This window comes from Streptomyces sp. CA-146814, from assembly GCF_050942385.1.
In the GTDB taxonomy this organism is placed as follows: domain Bacteria; phylum Actinomycetota; class Actinomycetes; order Streptomycetales; family Streptomycetaceae; genus Streptomyces.
Window position 1 is genome coordinate 436,685 of record NZ_CP192068.1, and the last position, 17,509, is coordinate 454,193.

The window sequence follows — 17,509 nt, forward strand, 5'->3', positions numbered from 1 at the left end:
CGGTCACTTGCGGCCGGGCGTCCAGTTCATGCCCCAGCCGTAGGCGGCGTCGATGGTGCGCTGCGGGCTGACGCCGCGGTCGGGCACGAGGTAGCGGGCCTCGCGCTGCACGGTGAGGTCGCCGCCGTTGTTGGTGATCAGCGCGAGCGCGCAGACCGTGGAGGGAACGGTGCACTCGTCGAGGGAGAAGTCGATCGCCGCGCCGTTCTGCGGCTGGAGGGTGACCGTGGCGTGCAGGTCGGCGAAGCTCCGGGCGCCCTCGTAGATGGTGACGAAGATCAGGACGCGGCGGAGCAGGTCCTTGCGGTCGAGGTTGACGGTCATGTTCTCGCCGGTGGAGAGCGCACCGGTGCGGTCGTCGCCGTCGAGGTGGATGAAGGGCGGCTGGGCCAGCGAGCCGAAGGCGTTGCCGAGGGCCTGCACCACTCCCTTGCGGCCGTCGGTGAGTTCGTACAGCGCGCAGAGGTCGAGGTCGAGATCGCCGTGCATCGCGACGGCCCGGCCGAGCTTGGCCCCCCAGCCCTTGAACTGCTTGCGCACCTCCCAGTTGAGGTTGACGCGGAGCGCGCCGGAGGTGCCGCCCTGCTTCGCGAGCGAGACGGACGGGGCCTCCTTGGTCAGTGTGACCTTGGACAGCCGCACGGGCTGCGGCGCAGGGGCGGGAGGGGCCGGCGGGGCGGGTGGGGCGACGTGGAGCGTCGGGGTGGGGGACGGAGGCGTGGGCTGTACGGGAGCGGGGGCCGGAAGCGTGGGCGGTACGGGGGCGGGGGCGGCGGGCCTGGCCGGTGCGGGCGCTGCGGCCCGCTGCGGTTCGTCGACGGAGATACCGAAGTCCGTCGCCAGGCCCTCCAGCCCGCTGCTGTACCCCTGCCCGACCGCGCGGAACTTCCAGGCGCCCTGGCGCCGGTACAGCTCACCGAGAATGAACGCGGTCTCGATCGTGGCGTCCGTGGAGTCGAAGCGGGCGAGCTCGGCGCCGCCGGCCGCGTCGACGACCCGTACGTACAGACCGCTCACGCGGCCGAAGGTGCCGCCGTCCGCCGAGGCCGCGACGATGATGCGGTCGATCGCGGGCTCGACCCTGCCGAAGTCGACGAGGAGGGTGTCGGTGACTCCGTCACCGGCGGTCCGCTTGCCCTCGTGGCGGACGGCACCGGAGGCGTGGGCCGGCTGATTGTAGAAGACGAAGTCGGCGTCGTCACGTACCTTGCCCGACACCAACAGGAGTGCGGAACCGTCGACATCAGGGGTGCCCGCGGCGGCCCGCCACCCCAGTTCGACGCGCACGGTGCCCGCAGGCACCGGAACGTTGGTTCCCTTTTGCATGGTCATGCTCGCCCCCATCACGGTTCCGGCTGCCCGCAGGCCTTTCCGCACAACCTAATCCCCCGCCGCGGCGGGGTGCGCCACACCGGCACGAAGACTGCTCGGCCATCCGCAGTCGACAGCCCGCGGACTCGGCCGGTGCGTCCGGTCCGGTTCGCGGGCTGCTGCGAGGTCGGTCATGTGGAGGACCGGTTCGCTCTGACCGCGGCATACCGGAGGTTGTCTAGCCCGCCGTCGGGCGGGGAGGTCCCTCACCGTCCGGAGCCGCGGCAGCGAGGGCGGCTTCGCGTGGCGTACCGTCCATCGACGGGGCGGCGGCTCTGTTGTGAGCGCTCCAGGCCTCCAGAGCGGTGCGGCAGGCGTGATCCACGTGACGCAGCCGTGAAAGGTCGAGCTCCACCGGTCGGTCTTTGGGCAACGCCTCCAGGGTGTCGAGGATCAGGGGCAGACGCAGGAAGGTGGCGCTGCCGGTGAGGGCGACCGTGGTGCGGTCGTCGAGCTCCTCGATGTCCAGGCGTACGGCGGAGGTCTCCCAAGCCGTCTTGACGACAGCCATCCCGATACCGAGCAGGACTCCCATGAACAAGTCCGTCAGAATGATCGCCAGCGCGGTCACCACCAGGACCACCGCCTCACCCCGGTGATCGCGCCAGAGCGGGCGGAACATCGTGACGGGGATGAGTTTGGCACCGGCGTGGATGAGCACACCCGCGAGAGCGGCCACCGGTATCAGCCCGAGTGCGGCGGGGAAGAGCGCCGCGAACAGCAGCAGCCACACCCCGTGCAGGATCCGTGACGCCTTGGTGCGCGCGCCGGCCTGGACGTTGGCGGCGCTGCGCACGATGACGGCGGTCATGGGCAATGCGCCCAGGAGGCCACACACGGTGTTTCCGGCTCCCTGTGCGATGAGTTCCTTGTTGTAGTGGGTGCGCGGGCCGTCGTGCATCCGGTCCACGGCGGCCGCGCTGAACAGTGACTCGGCCGAGGCGATGAGCGTGAAGGCGAGGACGGCGCCCAGCAGGGCGGGATTCGTCAGGAGACCGAAGTCGTCCAGGCCTGTCAGCCGCAGCGAGTCCACCAGGCCGCGGACCTCGATCGTGGCGACGGGCAGGTTCAACACTGCCACCGCGACCGTGGCCAGCCCCACGGCGGCCAGCGGCCCGGGGATCAGTCGGGGCAGCCGTCCTGGGAGCCGTTTCCACAGGACCAGGATGGCGATGGTGGCGACGCCGATGACACAGGAGGAAACGGCCGTGGCGCCGGATAAGCGAGTGAACAGATCCGGTAGCCCTGCCACGTTGTCGAGACCGTTCCCGGGCGCGCTGGCCCCGGCCAGGGCGTAGAGCTGACTGCAGATCAGGACGAGGCCGATACCGGCGAGCATGCCGTGGACGACCGCGGTCGAGATGGCGCGGAACCACCGGCCGAAGCCGACGAGACCGAGCCCGACCTGGAGCAGTCCCGTAGCGAGGACGAGAACGCCGAGCGCAGCGACGCCATGAGTGGTCACTGCCTCGTAGACCAGGACGGTGAGTCCTGCGGCCGGGCCGCTGACCTGCAGCGAGCTGCCGGGCATCGCACCGACCACCAGGCCGCCGACGATCCCCGTGACCAGTCCCAGTTCTGCGGGGACACCTGAGGCGACCGCTATACCGACACACAGGGGCACGGCGACGAGGAACACGACGATCGAGGCCAGGATGTCGCGGGACACGGCATCCGGACGTAATCGGAGTTGTGGAGAGGACATGGCGACTTCAGCTCCTGGGGGGGGGGGGTGACAGCCGGTTCGCAACGGGACGCCCCGCACGCTTGCGGCATGCCGATGTCACAGGGAGGCGAAGGTTCCGGTTGAGGAGTGGTGGGCCCGCACGACGCCGGTGTGAACCTCGTAGTACCAGGCGTGCAGACCGAGGCGCCCCTCACCGACGGCCCGGCGCACACACGGGTAGTCGCGCAACTTCCCCAGCTGCGCGACCGCATGGCGCTGGACGGGCTCGGCGACGTCGGGGCCGAGGTCGCCGCGGTCCCGGCCGCTGCCCGTGGGGTCGGACCGGTGGAGCCAGCCGCGGACCGCAGGCAGGGTTCGCAGGTCCTCCCCACGGGCCATGGCTCCGACGGCACCGCAGTGGGAGTGTCCACAGAGCACGATGTCGGACACCTCCAGCACGCAGACCGCGTACTCGATCGTCGCCATCTCGCTCGTGGGGTTCTCCGGATCGTAGGGCGGGACGATGTTCCCCGCCGTGCGCAGTTCGAACAGCTCGCCGGGTCCCGAGCCGGTCAGCAGACTGGGCACCACCCGGGAGTCGGAGCAGGTGATGAACATGACAGAGGGTCGCTGGCCGTCCGCAAAGCCCTGGAGATCGCGTCCCGCTCCACCGCAGCGGGACGGAAAGGTGCGGGCGTGGTCGATCATTCGTCGCACAGGAATACCTCCGTACAGGGGTGGCGTGTGGTTCGTCGCACGGGGCCGGCCCTCGCCTCGCTCGCCCCGGTCCCTCGAAGGTCCACCGGTACGGGCGTGGACAGACGCACCGCAGGGCAGCCGGAGCGATCGCTCCCTTCCCTGCTGTCGGCGCGGTGGCAGCCGTACCCCGTTCACGGGCATCACGCGACTGATAACCCGTCAGGTGAAGTCTTGTGCCCGTCGATGAATTGACGGTGAGACAGTGGTGAGACAGTTCTCATCGGGCACGCGGAGTTCGCCCGCTGACGGCGCCACCGGCACAGGGCCGCCGAGTGGCCCCGGCCCGAGCGCGCGGCCGCGCGCTCGGGCCGGGGCCACGCCTCGTGCACGTCGAGCGGACCGAAACGCGCGATCGGTCTCCTGCCGGGTTTTCAGACCCGGAGCCGATAGCCCACACCGCGCACGGTCTGGACTCGGTCGGCTCCGATCTTGCGCCGCAGATAGCGGATGTACACATCGACGATGTTCGAACCAGGATCGTAGTCGAACCCCCACACGTGACTGAGCAGTTGCTCCCGGGAGAGGACTCGGTCGGGGTTGCGCATCAGGATCTCCGCAAGAGCGAACTCCCGGGCGGACAGGTCGGTGACACGCTCGCCGGCCTGGGCCCGACGGGTGCGGAGGTCAAGGAGGAGATCACCCACACGCAGCAGGAAGTTCTCCGCCGGCTCCTCTCGGCGCAGGCGCAGCCGAACACGTGCTAAGAGCTCGTCGAAGGCGAAAGGCTTGACTATGTAGTCGTCAGCACCATTCTCCAGGCCGGACACGATGTCGCGCACACTGTCGCGTGCGGAGAGGATGACGACGGGCAGGGTGATACGCGCCTCCCGCAACTTGCGCAGCACAGTCAGCCCGTCGTGGCCGGGTAGTCCGAGGTCGAGGATCAGGAGATCGAAGTCCCGGCCGCGACCGTACTCGTAGGCGGAGACTCCGTCGGACACGACCCGCGTGACGTACCCGCTACGACGTAGCCCCGCTTCGACGAAGGACGCAATTCTTGCCTCGTCCTCGGCTATCAGGATCCTGCTCACGATGGGTTCCTTCCCTTGGGGGGTGGAGTGCCGGAAGGTCGATGACGAATCGCGCCCCGCCTCCAGGGGCCTCCTCGACGTGGGCGACGCCGTTGTGGGCCTGGGCGATCTCACGGACGAGGGCGAGCCCGATACCGATGCCCGTTCCGGTCCGGCCGGTGTGTGCGGGGCCGGCCTGGTAGAAGCACTCGAAGATCCGCTCGCGGTCCTGCACTGCCACGCCGGGCCCGGTGTCCGCCACCCACACCCGCACCCGGCCGAGCCACAGGCGCGACCCGATCTCGATGGTGTCCCCGTCTTCGGTGTGGCTGACCGCGTTGGACACAAGCTGCATCAAAGCCTGGGTCATCCGCTGCTCGTCCAGCAGCACACTGGCATCGGCGACACTGGCGACCGTCCATCGCCTGCGTCCCAGCGCCTGCGCCTTGGCTGCCACGTCGACCACCAGGTCGGTCAGACTGGTCGGCCCGGGGGTGAGGAAGTCAGGGCGCTCGGCCCGGGCCAGGAGCAGGAGATCCTCCACGATCCGGTTCATCCGCAGCAGTTCGTCCAGGAGCAGCGACCGGGTCTGCCGCCGCCCGCTGTCGGGGTCTCCGTCCATCAGTTCCAGATGCCCGCGCAGAACCGTGATGGGGGTGCGCAATTCGTGCGCGACCTCGTCCAGGAAACGGCGTTGCGCGGTGAAGGCGTGGGACAGCCGGTCGAGCATGTGGTTGAACGTTTCGGCCAGCGCAGCCACGTCGTCGCTGCCTCGGACCGGCAGCCGCTGGGTCAGGTCCGTCTCGCTGATACGCTCGGCCGTCTTCCGGACAAGCCGGATCGGAGCCAGTACCCGGCCGGCCACCAGCCAGCTCGCCAGTCCCGCGACGACAAGGGCGCAGAGCCCCGATGTCAGCAGCATCCGCGCCATCTGGCGTTCCTGCCGCAGCTGCCGGTCCCGGAAGGACAACAGGACCAGTCGCGTGTCGGCTCGGTCACCCACCACCTGTACGGGGACGACGCCGTAGCGGACTCTGCCGGCCGGGGAGTCCAGCCATCGGATACGGGTGTCGCCCGTGCGTGCCCACAGGGCCACGAACTCCGGGTCACGGTCCAGGCGGGCGGGGACCGGGCCGGGGCTGCGCCGGTCTGCGCGCCCGTCGACGACACTGAGGAAGACGGAGTCGTGCTCAGGGCGGTGCACCGTCATGAAGGACGTCAGCAGCGCGGCGCCTGAGGTGAAGCGCTCACCGGTGTACGGATCGCGTGACGTACGGGCGAAAGCGCGTAGTTTATCGGCTTCGGAGACGAGTTGTGCGTCCAGCTGACGGTTCAACTCCGATTGCCAGACGATGGTGATCCCGAAGGTGGGTACCGCGAGGGCAGCGGTGAGCAACAGGAGCATCCAGCCCACGATCCGCGACCGCGCACTGGCCGAAGGCTTGAGCATCAGTCGTCCCACTCGTTCTCCGCTTGCTCCCGAGGACTGCCTGATGCCTCCTCACGGCTCGCTTCTTCCACGGGAGCCTGCAACGCTCCCTCGCCTTCGTCGTCGTCTTCGTCGTCGTCTTCGTCGTCGTCCTCTTCCTCATCGCTGTCGACTGCCCGTGACGCCCCTCCTCCGCCGCTGATTCCGGCCCCGTCGCGGACGTCGCCCTCATCGTCGTCAGCCTCTGGTGCGGAAGAAGGCTGCACGGCCAGGCCGCCGCAGGTGCACACCGGGCTGGGCGTGGCGAGGGGTGGTGCCACCGGGAGACGGCGGGGACCGGATGAGCCGGCGATCGAGGGCGTCGGGCCGTGCAGGGCCGGCACGACCACAGCGGGCCCCATGGAGGGTGGCACGTTCCGCTCGGGCCAGAACCATACGACCAGCACCACCACCGTCCCCATTCCCCAGCTCGCCACTACCGGCACCACCTTGCGCCACAGCATCGAACCAGTCTGCCTTGGTACGGACCAGGGAATGGACATGAGGAGAGCATTCTCATGAATCAGGGGCCGTCACTGCACGGACCCCCGACCACAGCCGACGATCGCGGCTTTCACCTGCACCGTCGCACGCGAGCGGCGCCGAGGCGTCCAGGGGCGCGATCGCGCCAACCACGCGCCGTCGGGGCCACTTTCCGCGGGGTCCGCATTGCCATTCATTGACAGTCACTCAATCGCGCTTTTACATTCACCGGGCACGCCACGACGGACCCATTACCCGTCGGCACATCACAGGCGAACCTTCCGTACGATTACCGGAGGACACCATGGAAGAGCTGATCCAGAAGATGGCACAGGACGGCGTCTGGGAGAACTGGCTCGCCGCCAACTCGGCCCAGTCGGCGGCGAAGACCGGCTGCATCAGCGCCGCACCCAAGAGCGGTTGCATCAGCACGACGCCGAAGGTCGGCTGCATCTCCTGACCGACCGTGACCGGAGGCCCGGAAGTGACTCCGTGAGCCTGCTCCCCCACCTCGGAGAATTACCGGGCCTCCTGGATCCGACCTCCCCCATATCACCTTCCGTGCCAGTGATGCGCATCATGAGAAGGAACTAATGATGGGCCAACCCACCCCCGACATCATCGAACACATTCGCGACATACCCATCTATCAGAAGTCATTGGCCCAGCATTACTTCCCCGTGCTGGACAAGCCGGAGATCGCCCGCGGCTTTCCCCAGAACTGGATGACGCCCCGCCTGGCTGCGGCATTGGAATCCGGCGAGGCGGAGTTCGTCCTGTCCACAGGCACCAACCACGCCCGGATGCAGATCATCCGCCCTCCGTACTTCCTGCTCCACTCGTACTACGAGTTGTGGCGGACCCATCCGGACATCGCCGGCACGTGGGAGTCGGGGTGTCGCCGTGTCTCACTGACCACGGTCCTCGCGACCGAGCACGTCGCGCGGGTCAACGCCGCCCGCCGCGGCGTGGAACCCGGCCCCGTCCCCACACTGGACGACCGTTGGCTGGACGAGCGCACCTGCTACCTCAATCTCCGGCTGGATCCCGGGCAGTGGGACCGGGAGGACGTCGTACGGATGCTGGGCGAGATCGACCGGGCCCGGAGCGCGCACCCGCAAGACCAGTACCACCTCGACTGCTCCGGCTACCACTTGGCGCATCTGGTACGGAAGGCCGAGGGCTGGGGCCTGCTCGGCTCCCTCGCGGCACCTGCCAGCATCATCCACGCCTACGAGTACACCCCGGTGAACGTACGGCGCTTCCTCGGCCGGCACTTCGCCTGCCCGGTCATCGACCTGTTCGGCAGCACGGAACTCGGCTACCTCTTCTTCAGCGATCGGGAGGGCAGGTACCGGCCGCATCTGGACAGGATGAGCGTCGAGCTCCTGCCGGTGGCCCCGGGGAGCTCGATCCACCAGCTCGTCGTCACCAGCGTGCGAAACCCTTACATGCCGCTCGTCCGCTACCGTTCCGGCGACTGCGTACGCACCCTGGACGGCGCACCGGACCCCGGAGCGATCACCCAGTTCTGCGGTCGGCTGAAGGAGTTGCTGAGCACACCGTACGGGCCCGTGGCCCAGGGAGACCTCGACCGGTGCGTCGGCGAGAGCTCCGCCCAGATCTTCCTCCACCAACTCCAGCTCCGCGGCAACACGGGCGCAACGCTGCTCTACACGACGTTCAACGACGAGCCGGTCGACGACTCCGAGGCGGCATCACTGCGGCAACGCATCGGCGAACTGACCGCGCGCCGCTGCCGTATCGAGCACCGCTCCCACATCCCCGTCGGACGCTCCGGCAAGTACGCCTGGCTCGTAGGCCACCGCGCCTGACGAGCCCTGCACCCTCCCAGAGAAACCGGAGTGCCATGGCCAGCGAACGGACAGTCTCCGTCGACGCCCTGAAGAGCCTTCTCGGCCGTACCCTGCACACCGAGGTGGTACGGCATTTCCACGACCTGAAACCGGACGCACCACGGACTTTCGTGGAACGCCAGGTCACCGAGTGCCTGCGGTATCTCCACCTCGTCTCCCGACACCGGGACCGGCTCGGCGGGCTTTTCCTGCCCGTCGAGCAGGAAATCGACGAAATATGGCACTACCTCATCCTGCAGACCCGCGAGTACCGCATCCTGTGTGAAGAGCGGCTGCCCGGGCGTTGTTTCATCGAGCACCGCAGTATCGCGTACGAGGAATACCAGCAGAAGCCCGGGCGCGAGCAGGCCGTGGAGGAGGCACTACGATGGATCCCCCTGTACTGTCAGGAATTCGGGCCGTTCGACGAGGGAGCGCTGCCCCACTGGACCATCGTGCGATTCCTCCACGAGCAGATGGGCCTTTCTCTCACGGAGATCGCGGATCTGAAACCCGCCCCCGTTGTCTGAGCGGGGCCCTTCGAAAGGGAGACCTCCAAAAGCCACTTCGCCGACTCGCGGCAGGCATCCGGTCACGGGCGAGGTTCCGGAGCAAAGACGTGTTCTGGCCGTTCTCGTGCTCGCACAGATACTGAGCGGCGCCGGTCTCACGGCAGGCGTCACCGTCGGGGCGCTGCTCGCCGATCACATGCTCGGTTCGACGGAGTTCGCGGGTGTGCCGAGCGCACTCTTCACCGCCGGCGCCGCACTCGGTGCGGTCAGCATCGGCCGTTGGTGTGCGGCCCGGGGCCGCCGCCCCGGGCTGACGCTCGGATACGCGACGGGCGCACTCGGAAGCATCGGTGTGGTGGCGGCGGCGTCGACGGGCAGCGTCGCGTTGCTCTTCCCAGCTCTTCTCGTCTACGGGGTCGGAACGGCGACCGGCCTGATGGCGCGGTACGCCGGTGCGGACCTGGCCTCCCCCGCTCGGCGCGGGCGGGCGGTCAGCACGGTCCTCTTCGCCACCACCCTGGGCGCCGTGGCCGGACCCATGCTGGTGACGCCGGTGGGCGAAGTCGCGGCCACCTGGGGTGTTCCGCGGCTCGCCGGGACCCTCTCCGCAACGGCACCGGCGGACTCACTGCCCGCTCTGAGCACCGCTCTCGTGCTCCTCGGGCTGGGCTGGAACTTCGGGCTGATCAGCGGCACGGCAATCGTCACCGACGCCCTGCATCCGGACCGGCGTGCCACGACAGAGGGACTCGTGGACGTGGGCATCGCGATTGCCGGTGCGGCGGGGAGCCTGGTGTCGGGGCTGGTCGTCGGGCGGAGTGGGTACCCCGTGCTGGCGCTCGCGGGCGGGGTGGTCGCCCTCGCGGTCATCCCGATCGTCACAGGACGTGCGCGCAAGGGCGGAGCCACGGCTCTCGGAAAGGAGCGCTCCCGCTCCCCACGATAGCTTTGGCGACGTTTTGTCCGGCCGGGTCGACAGAACCCGCGTAAATCGGATAACCCCAGGATTGGGGGCTCCCCAACCGGCACATCGTGGGCTTAACTTAGGTGCCATGACCTCCCCTCGCTCCGCCTTCGGCGGCGGCTACTACGCCGCGTCGTTCCCCGACACTCCGATCTACGACTCCCTGGTCGCGGAGCGGGGCACCCCGCAGATCGCTCCGATCCGCGTCCCTGCCGCGTACGACACGTCCAGCAGCTATCTGCCGGCCCTGCCGTCGGCGCTGCCGGCCCTGCCCGCTGCCCCCTCGCAGCCCGTCGGCTCCTACGGCTATCCGCAGCAGCACCAGCCGATGCCGCAGTACCAGCAGGCCCCCGCGCAGAGCGCCCCGATGTACGGCGGCGGGCTGCAGAGCGCCCCGGCGCCGTACATCCCGCAGCAGCCCTCGGCGGTCCGGGGCTACCCGCAGCAGCCCCAGCCGCAGCGCCCCGCGCCCGGCATCGGGTACGAGTCGATGCGCCCGGCCTCGCCGCGGCCCGCGCCGGCCCCGTCGCCGTACGAGGACCCGTACAACCGGCCGTACCAGAGCCGGGGATACTGACCCTCCGGACCGCCGCGGGCTCCGCGAACAAACCGTGCGTAGGTATGGATAGGTGACTGGCAGGATGGGGCTTATGGCCTCTCCCGTGCTCCGGTCCGTCCACCTGTATCCGGTCAAATCGCTGGGCGCCCAGACATCCGACGAGATCGCCGTCGAGCCATGGGGACTCGACGGCGACCGCCGTTGGATGCTGGTCGACAAGGCGCCGCGGGTGATCACCCAACGACAGCAGCCGTTTCTGGCGCGGATCTCCGCGGTGCCGCTGTCCGGTGGGGGGATCGCCCTCTCCGCCCCGGGCGCTCCGCTCCTGCGGGTGGAGGTGCCGGTGCCGGAGCGCCTTATCGATGTGGAGCTGCACCGGGACACCGTCACGGTCGCCGAGGCCTCGGACGAGGCGCACGCCTGGTTCAGCGAGATCCTCGGCTCGGAGACCCGGCTCGTGCATCTCGACGATCCGGCGCGCCGCAGAGCCGTCGACCCCGCGTACGCGCGCCCCGGGGACATGGTCTCCTTCGCCGACGGCTATCCGCTGCTGCTGACCACCACCGCTTCGCTCGACGCCCTCAACGCGCTGATCGCGGCGGGCGACCGGCCGCACGAGGGGCCGTTGCCGATGGACCGCTTCCGGCCGAACGTCGTGGTCGGCTCCACCGAGGCATGGGCCGAGGACGGCTGGCGGCGGATCGCGATCGGCGATGTGCCCTTCTCCGTGGTGAAGCCCTGCGGCCGCTGCGTGATCACCACCACCGACCAGCGGACCGCCGAGCGCGGCAAGGAGCCGCTGCTCACGCTGGCCCGCCACCGCCGGGTCGGCAATCAACTGCTCTTCGGCCAGAATCTGATTCCGGACGGGACCGGGGTGATCCGGGTCGGGGACCCCGTCAAGATCCTCGACTGAGGACACGGGGACCGGGACCGGGGCCCGGGGGAGCATGGGAATGACCGGGGGGAAAGCATGGGAATGGGAGTCCTCAAGTGGCGGCACAGTCCGCTGTGGCGCGCCACCGACCGCCGCGAGGCGTGGGTGACGCTCGGCGCGCTGGTGCTCCTGGCCCTGGGGGCGCCGGCGGCCGGATGGGCCGGCGGTGCGCTCGCCGACGCCTCGCTCCAGCAGGAGATACGGGCCCAGCACGAGGAGCGGCGGCCCGTCACCGCGACCGTGGTCGGACCGGTGCCTCAGGCGCGTCGGTTCGCCGGTGACCCGGGTGCCGAGTCGGGGCGGACCTCGGTGATGGCGGCCTGGCGGGCGCCGGACGGCACTTCGCGCACGGGCGAGGTCACCACGTCGGAGTCCCGGGAGCCGGGGGCCCGGGTGCGGGTCTGGACGGACGCGGCGGGCCTCCCCGTACCACCGCCGATGGACGCGGACGCGGCCCGTACGCACGCGGTGCTCGGCGGGATCGGCGTCTTCCTGCTCGCCGCCGGGTGCGTCGAGGCGGGCAGGCGGCTGATCGTAGGGCGCCTGGTGCGGCAGCGGTACGCACTCCTGGACCGGGAGTGGGCCGACGCGGGCCCGGACTGGGGCCGTGCCGGAACGGGCAGCTGACGGAGGGCGGCCACCTCGACGACGTACGGCGGGCGGCGACAGCACCCCGGCGGCCCGAGTCGTCAACTCCCGCCCCTCCCGCGCGCTACGGTGGTCCGACCGCGTCCGCCTCCTCGGCAGGCGGGCGGGCGGACGGACGGACCCGGGCCATCACGGCCCCAGGGCTTCACAGCACGACCCGAGGCAGCACAGCACGAGGTGGGGGCAGAGCAACTCCATGGCACAGGGCACGGTCCAGGTGACGCACACCGGCACATCGCGATGGCGCCGCCGCACGGGCGAGTACGCCTCCCTCTCCGCGGCCCTGGAAGCGGCGGCCGACGGTGACGTCCTCACCGTCGCGCCCGGGACCTACCGGGAGAACCTCGTCGTCCACCGCGCGGTGACCCTGCGCGGCCCCGATGGGTCGGTCGGCTCCGTGCGGATCGCGCCGGTCGACGGCGTACCGCTCACGGTGCGCGCCTCCGCGATCGTCCAGGATCTCCACATCGAGGGGCAGGACTCCGCCGCCCCGGCCGTGCTGGTGGAGGACGGCACCCCCGAGTTCTCGGACCTGCGGATCGTGACGCGCTCGGCCGCCGGCATCGAGGTACGGGGAGCGGCCCGGCCCACCGTGCGGCGCTGCACCGTCGACAATCCGGCCGGGGTCGGCATCGCCGTCCTGGACGGCGCCGGCGGGGTCTTCGAGGAGTGCGAGGTCGTCTCGGCCGGGCAGTCCGGCGTCTCGGTCCGCGACGGCGGCCACCCGCGCCTGGACCGCTGCCGGATCCACCACTCCTCCGGCGCGGGCATCGGCGTCACCGGCGAGGGCAGCGGTCTGGAGGCGATCGGCTGCGAGGTGTACGAGGTCAAGGGCAGCGGCGTCCAGGTGACCGCCCGCGCCACCGCGCACCTCACCGACTGCACCGTGCACCGCACCTCGGGCGACGGCGTCACGCTGGACACCGACGCGGTGCTGACGCTCGCCGACTGCGACATCCACGACATTCCGGAGAACGCGATCGACCTGCGGTCGCGTTCGGTGCTGACGCTGACGCGTTCCACGGTCCGCCGCTTCGGCCGCAACGGCCTCTCGGTCTGGGACCCGGGCACGCGCGTGGACGCCAACCAGTGCGAGATCCATGACAGTACGGGCGACTATCCGGCGGTCTGGGTCAGCGACGGCGCCACGGTGATACTGGACGCCTGCCGGGTCCACGACGTGCCGGACGCCCTCTTCGTCCTGGACCGGGGCTCGCGCGCCGACGTGGTGGACAGCGACCTCTCGCAGATCCGCAACACCGCCGTCTCGGTGAGCGACGGCGCCACCGCGCAGCTGGACGACTGCCGGATCCGGGAGACCTCCACCGGCGCCTGGTTCCGCGACCACGGCAGCGGCGGCACGCTGAACAACTGCACCATCGACACGGCCCAGACCGGCGTGATCGTCACCAAGGGCGCCGACCCGGTGATCGAGCGGTGCACCGTCACCAACCCCGCCGAGGCCGGGTTCTACGTCTCCGCCGAGGGCCGCGGCACCTTCGACAGCTGCCGGGTGACGGGCAGCGAGGGGTACGGCTTCCACGTTATGGACGGCTGCCGCACCACGCTGACCCGCTGCCGCACCGAGCGGTGCGCGCGCGGCGGTTACGAGTTCCCCGAAGGCGTCGACGGCTCCGGCACGTCGGGCCCGGTGGTCACGGACTGCACGAGCGACGAGAGCGGTCTGCGTACGGCACCGGCTCCGGCCCCCGCCGTACTGACGGCCACCCGGTCCACGCCCGGCCTGCTGAACACGATGCCCGGACAGCGGACCGTGGAGCCCGAACCGGTGGTCCCGGCCGCCGAGCCCGCCCGGGACTCGGCGGCGGTCCTCGGTGAACTGGACGCGCTGGTGGGGCTGGAGAGCGTCAAGCGCGAGGTGCGGGCGCTCACCGACATGATCGAGGTGGGCCGCCGCCGCGCGGAGGCCGGGCTCAAGGCCGCCTCCGTCCGCCGCCACCTCGTCTTCACCGGCTCCCCCGGCACCGGCAAGACCACGGTCGCCCGGCTCTACGGCGAGATCCTGGCCTCGCTCGGCGTGCTGGAACGCGGCCACCTGGTCGAGGTGTCCCGGGTCGACCTGGTCGGTGAGCACATCGGCTCGACGGCGATCCGGACCCAGGAGGCGTTCGACCGGGCGCGCGGCGGAGTGCTCTTCGTGGACGAGGCGTACGCGCTCTCCCCCGAGGACTCCGGGCGTGACTTCGGCCGGGAGGCCATCGACACGCTGGTGAAGCTGATGGAGGACCACCGGGACGCGGTGGTGGTGATCGTCGCCGGATACACCCACGAGATGGAGCGGTTCCTCACCGTCAACCCCGGGGTGGCCTCCCGCTTCTCGCGGACCATCACCTTCCACGACTACCTGCCCGAGGAACTGCTGCGGATCGTCGAACAGCAGGCCGAGGAGCACGAGTACAGCCTGGCGGACGGGACCGGGGAGGCGCTGCTGAAGTACTTCACCGCGCTCCCCAAGGGCCCCGCCTTCGGCAACGGCCGCACCGCCCGGCAGACCTTCGAGTCGATGGTGGAGCGGCACGCGGGCCGGGTCGCCCAGCTCGCCGAGACGAGCACGGACGACCTGACCCTGCTCTACCCGGAGGACCTCCCCGAGCTCTTCTGACCCTTCTCCAGCGTGTCCCCGCCCTGCCGGGGCAGTCGCGGGCCGAGCTCTTCGAGGAGGGCTCCGCGTGCCGTGGCGAAGACCGGGTCGGCCTGGTAGTCGGAGTGGCCGAGGATCGGTTCGGGCAGCGGGAGCGCGGTCGTACGTCCGTACGCCAGCGGGTCCTTCAGCGGGCCCCGGTCGACGCCGGGGTCGGGGTCGGCGCTCAGCCGGACGGGTCCGCCGATCGGGTCGGTGGCCCGCCAGAGGTTGCGCCAGCAGTGCACCGAGCGGTTCAGGCCGAGCAGGGGCACGGGCCCGAAGTAGGACGGGAACCAGCGACCGTACAGCCGCTCGATCGGCGAGCCGTAGGTGAGCAGCCCGACCCGGCGGCGGGCGGGGTCCGGGAGCTGCCAGACCGCGGCGGCCGCGAGGACGCTGCCCTGCGAGTGGCCCGAGATGATGAGCCGGCCCTGGGTGGTCGCCGTCCAGGCGCTCATCCGGGAGGCCAGGTCGGGGACGGCGCGCTCGGCGTAGCACGGTGGCGCGAAGGGGTGGGCGGCGCGCGGCCAGAAGGTGCCGACGTCCCAGAGGATGCCGATGGTGCGCCGGGCGGAGGCGTCCCGGTAGGCGCGGCGGCCGCTCGCGACGAAAAGGATGAAGCCGAAGCCGATCAGCCAGGAGCCGGTCGACTGGGCGGCCTCGGCGAGCGATTCGACGGGCGCCGAGGCGCCGTCCGTCGCGAGGCCCGGCACCTCGCCGCTGGTCCAGGAGCCGACGACGGCCGCCGCACCGAGGAGCAGCGTGGCGGCGGAGACCACGCCGACGATCCAGGGGGCCGAGTCGGTGAGGCCGGCGGTAGCGCGGATACGGGCGATGCGCCGGGTGCGGGCGCGGTCGGGCGGCTCGGGGGCGTACTCGGCCTCGATGTCCGGGCCCATGCGGCGGGCCCGGCGGGCGGTGCGGACGACGAGGAAGACGACCGGGACGAGCAGCAGGAGCAGCAGCACCGGGATGACGGAGGCCTGCCAGCTGAGCAGGACGGGCGGGCCCTCGATGATGGAGCCGCGTCCCGTGCCCGGGGTGCCGGGGCCGTCCAGCCAGTCGGCGACGCGCTGGGCCACGCCGCCGGTCATCACGCCGCCGAGCGCGCAGGCGAGCATGGCGACGGACGGGCCGCCGAGCCCGTACAGCGTGGTGCGGGGTTCGGGGGCGCGGCGGTAGAGGCTGCGGGCGACCAGGGCCATGATCACCACGAGGAGGCCCTGGCCGAGCGCGAGGAGCCGGAAGGCGGTCTCGCCGGACAGGCTGCCGGAGGAGGCCCACTCCGGGCGTGACCAGCCGGCGTGCACGACGGCGAGGCCGAGCAGGGCGAGCGCGGAGCCCGGCAGGTATGTGATGAGGGCGCCGTCGACCCGGGTGTCCCGGACGCTCTCGCTGCGGCCCCGGCGGCAGACGACCCATACGACGACCACGGCGCACAGGACCAGCGCCGCTTCGATGACCAGGCCGAACACCGGCGGCACCGAGCTGCCGACGGTCCGGTCGTGGCGGGCCGCGGCCCTCATGACGAAGGCCGCGACGGTGAGGAAGCCGGCGGCGGTGTGCGCGGCGCGGAGCCGGGACACGAGCCGGCGGCCGTACCAGAAGCCGGGCCTGCTGAGCGCCGGCGGAACCGGCCGCGCGGACTCCGGATCGTCGGCGATGTCCGGCGCGCCGGGCCCGTGGACCTCCTCGGTCCCGTCCGGGTCGCACCCGTCGGCGTCCGTGGCGTCCAGCGGGCTCTGGGACTCGTAGGCGCTCCAGGTCCGGTTGGAGAGGTACCACAGGAGCCCCACCAGAGCGGCGGGCACGACGGCCGCCAGCGCGAGGCGCCGTCCGGGCTGGGACCACCAGCCGCCCTGATGGCTCGACAGGAAGCCGAGCCAGGAGCGGCGTTCGGAGCAGGCGGAGGTGCCCGCGCACTGCCAGGCCACCAGGTCCAGCGCGACCTCGCAGGCGGCCGCGGTGAGCAGCACGGTGAGGCTGAGCGCGACGAGCCGCACCACCACGCCGTACAGCCGGACCGCGCGGCGGCGGCCGGTGGCGGTGGGGCGCATCCAGTGGGCGAGGTTGACGACCATGAACGGCAGGAGCAGCAGCCACAGGGCGCGGGACCCGTTGCCGGAGGTGAGCCCGGACCAGCAGTACGCCTCGGCGACCGGCTCGTCCCGGTAGCGCTCGGGGTGCTGCTCGCCGTCGGCGTCCTCGGTGCGCCGGTAGACGGCGGCGGTCGCGTCGCCGGTGACCCGGACGGTGCGGGGATCGCCGAGCATCTCCTGCGGGGTGGCGCCTCCGACCCCGTGGACCAGCAGTTCCAGTGCTGCCCCGGTGTTCTGCGGCGGTCGCGGCGGGGGCGGGACGGCAGGAGCCAAGGCGGAACTCTCTCTCGGGCGCGCCGGCCGCACGGGCCGGCGAAGACATGACAGGGGTCGGGCGGAAGGTGTGCGGGGAGCCCAGGGATTGTCGGACACCCCCTGGGGCTCCGGCCCGGCCCCAGAATTCCGGAGGCGGGGCGGGTGCGTGAGCGGTCTCACGGAATCTCCCCAGGTGGTACGCCGGACATGCCTGCGTGGCAGGATGAGCGTGTCTCGCAGACCGCTGCGGACCGTACGGCAGAGGGAAGGACCGGCGA

General features: G+C 71.0%; 15 protein-coding genes. 8 read left to right on the top strand and 7 right to left on the bottom strand.

Annotated elements, in window-relative coordinates:
* Positions 1-3: 3 nt before the first annotated feature.
* The 6 genes from ACQP09_RS01735 to ACQP09_RS01760 all read right to left on the bottom strand — a co-directional run bounded on the left by ACQP09_RS01735 (position 4) and on the right by ACQP09_RS01760 (position 6,738).
* Positions 4-1,344: a TerD family protein gene (locus ACQP09_RS01735; RefSeq protein ID WP_433395375.1), complete on the bottom strand. Its 1,341-nt coding sequence runs from the start codon at positions 1,342-1,344 to the stop codon at positions 4-6.
* A 205-nt stretch (positions 1,345-1,549) separates the two neighbouring features.
* Positions 1,550-3,076 carry a SulP family inorganic anion transporter gene (locus tag ACQP09_RS01740; protein WP_433395376.1) on the bottom strand — a complete coding sequence of 509 codons (1,527 nt, stop codon included), beginning with the start codon at positions 3,074-3,076 and terminating at the stop codon, positions 1,550-1,552.
* 78 nt (positions 3,077-3,154) lie between these two features.
* Complete coding sequence (locus tag ACQP09_RS01745) at positions 3,155-3,754, bottom strand: carbonic anhydrase (protein ID WP_359219402.1); 600 nt, start codon at positions 3,752-3,754, stop codon at positions 3,155-3,157.
* A 413-nt stretch (positions 3,755-4,167) separates the two neighbouring features.
* Positions 4,168-4,827: a response regulator transcription factor gene (locus ACQP09_RS01750; protein WP_433395378.1), complete on the bottom strand. Its 660-nt coding sequence runs from the start codon at positions 4,825-4,827 to the stop codon at positions 4,168-4,170.
* A complete protein-coding gene (locus tag ACQP09_RS01755) occupies positions 4,757-6,256 on the bottom strand; it encodes a sensor histidine kinase (protein ID WP_433395380.1) in 1,500 nt (499 codons plus the stop codon). Before ACQP09_RS01755 ends, ACQP09_RS01750 begins: the two co-directional genes overlap by 71 nt.
* Positions 6,256-6,738 (bottom strand): hypothetical protein, encoded by a 483-nt coding sequence (locus tag ACQP09_RS01760; RefSeq protein WP_433395382.1) that lies wholly within the window; start codon positions 6,736-6,738, stop codon positions 6,256-6,258. The genes ACQP09_RS01755 and ACQP09_RS01760 overlap by 1 nt, the downstream gene beginning before the upstream one ends.
* 323 nt (positions 6,739-7,061) lie before the next feature.
* Here ACQP09_RS01760 and ACQP09_RS01765 point away from each other — a divergent pair, with 323 nt between their 5' ends.
* The 8 genes from ACQP09_RS01765 (at position 7,062) to ACQP09_RS01800 (ending at position 14,856) form a co-directional block, all read left to right on the top strand.
* Positions 7,062-7,217, top strand: a complete 156-nt coding sequence (locus ACQP09_RS01765) for a hypothetical protein (RefSeq protein ID WP_433395384.1) — start codon at positions 7,062-7,064, stop codon at positions 7,215-7,217.
* A 133-nt stretch (positions 7,218-7,350) separates the two neighbouring features.
* The gene (locus ACQP09_RS01770) at positions 7,351-8,592 is read left to right on the top strand and encodes a hypothetical protein (protein WP_433395385.1); all 1,242 of its coding nucleotides are present in this window, start codon (positions 7,351-7,353) and stop codon (positions 8,590-8,592) included.
* 35 nt (positions 8,593-8,627) lie between these two features.
* Positions 8,628-9,143 (top strand): hypothetical protein, encoded by a 516-nt coding sequence (locus ACQP09_RS01775; protein WP_433395387.1) that lies wholly within the window; start codon positions 8,628-8,630, stop codon positions 9,141-9,143.
* Positions 9,144-9,237: 94 nt separating this feature from the next.
* Positions 9,238-10,071 (top strand): MFS transporter, encoded by an 834-nt coding sequence (locus ACQP09_RS01780; RefSeq protein ID WP_433406464.1) that lies wholly within the window; start codon positions 9,238-9,240, stop codon positions 10,069-10,071.
* Between the two features lie 106 nt (positions 10,072-10,177).
* A complete protein-coding gene (locus tag ACQP09_RS01785) occupies positions 10,178-10,666 on the top strand; it encodes a DUF6643 family protein (RefSeq protein ID WP_433395389.1) in 489 nt (162 codons plus the stop codon).
* Positions 10,667-10,739: 73 nt separating this feature from the next.
* Complete coding sequence (locus ACQP09_RS01790) at positions 10,740-11,564, top strand: MOSC domain-containing protein (protein ID WP_433395391.1); 825 nt, start codon at positions 10,740-10,742, stop codon at positions 11,562-11,564.
* A 57-nt stretch (positions 11,565-11,621) separates the two neighbouring features.
* Positions 11,622-12,212 carry an Rv1733c family protein gene (locus tag ACQP09_RS01795; protein WP_433395392.1) on the top strand — a complete coding sequence of 197 codons (591 nt, stop codon included), beginning with the start codon at positions 11,622-11,624 and terminating at the stop codon, positions 12,210-12,212.
* Between the two features lie 217 nt (positions 12,213-12,429).
* Positions 12,430-14,856, top strand: coding sequence for a right-handed parallel beta-helix repeat-containing protein (locus ACQP09_RS01800; protein ID WP_433395394.1), 2,427 nt, complete (start codon positions 12,430-12,432; stop codon positions 14,854-14,856).
* Here the strand turns inward: ACQP09_RS01800 and ACQP09_RS01805 are convergent.
* Positions 14,826-17,249 carry a hypothetical protein gene (locus ACQP09_RS01805; protein ID WP_433395396.1) on the bottom strand — a complete coding sequence of 808 codons (2,424 nt, stop codon included), beginning with the start codon at positions 17,247-17,249 and terminating at the stop codon, positions 14,826-14,828. The two genes, ACQP09_RS01800 and ACQP09_RS01805, sit on opposite strands and share 31 nt — an antisense overlap.
* Positions 17,250-17,509: the final 260 nt, after the last annotated feature.

Coding starts and splice junctions, on each gene's coding strand:
- ACQP09_RS01770 (WP_433395385.1), top strand. CDS start 7,351: ATGATGGGCCAACCCACCCCCGACATCATCGAACACATTCGCGACATA.
- ACQP09_RS01800 (WP_433395394.1), top strand. CDS start 12,430: ATGGCACAGGGCACGGTCCAGGTGACGCACACCGGCACATCGCGATGG.
- ACQP09_RS01775 (WP_433395387.1), top strand. CDS start 8,628: ATGGCCAGCGAACGGACAGTCTCCGTCGACGCCCTGAAGAGCCTTCTC.
- ACQP09_RS01790 (WP_433395391.1), top strand. CDS start 10,740: ATGGCCTCTCCCGTGCTCCGGTCCGTCCACCTGTATCCGGTCAAATCG.
- ACQP09_RS01735 (WP_433395375.1), bottom strand. CDS start 1,344: ATGGGGGCGAGCATGACCATGCAAAAGGGAACCAACGTTCCGGTGCCT.
- ACQP09_RS01765 (WP_433395384.1), top strand. CDS start 7,062: ATGGAAGAGCTGATCCAGAAGATGGCACAGGACGGCGTCTGGGAGAAC.
- ACQP09_RS01760 (WP_433395382.1), bottom strand. CDS start 6,738: ATGCTGTGGCGCAAGGTGGTGCCGGTAGTGGCGAGCTGGGGAATGGGG.
- ACQP09_RS01740 (WP_433395376.1), bottom strand. CDS start 3,076: ATGTCCTCTCCACAACTCCGATTACGTCCGGATGCCGTGTCCCGCGAC.
- ACQP09_RS01785 (WP_433395389.1), top strand. CDS start 10,178: ATGACCTCCCCTCGCTCCGCCTTCGGCGGCGGCTACTACGCCGCGTCG.
- ACQP09_RS01755 (WP_433395380.1), bottom strand. CDS start 6,256: ATGCTCAAGCCTTCGGCCAGTGCGCGGTCGCGGATCGTGGGCTGGATG.
- ACQP09_RS01795 (WP_433395392.1), top strand. CDS start 11,622: ATGGGAATGGGAGTCCTCAAGTGGCGGCACAGTCCGCTGTGGCGCGCC.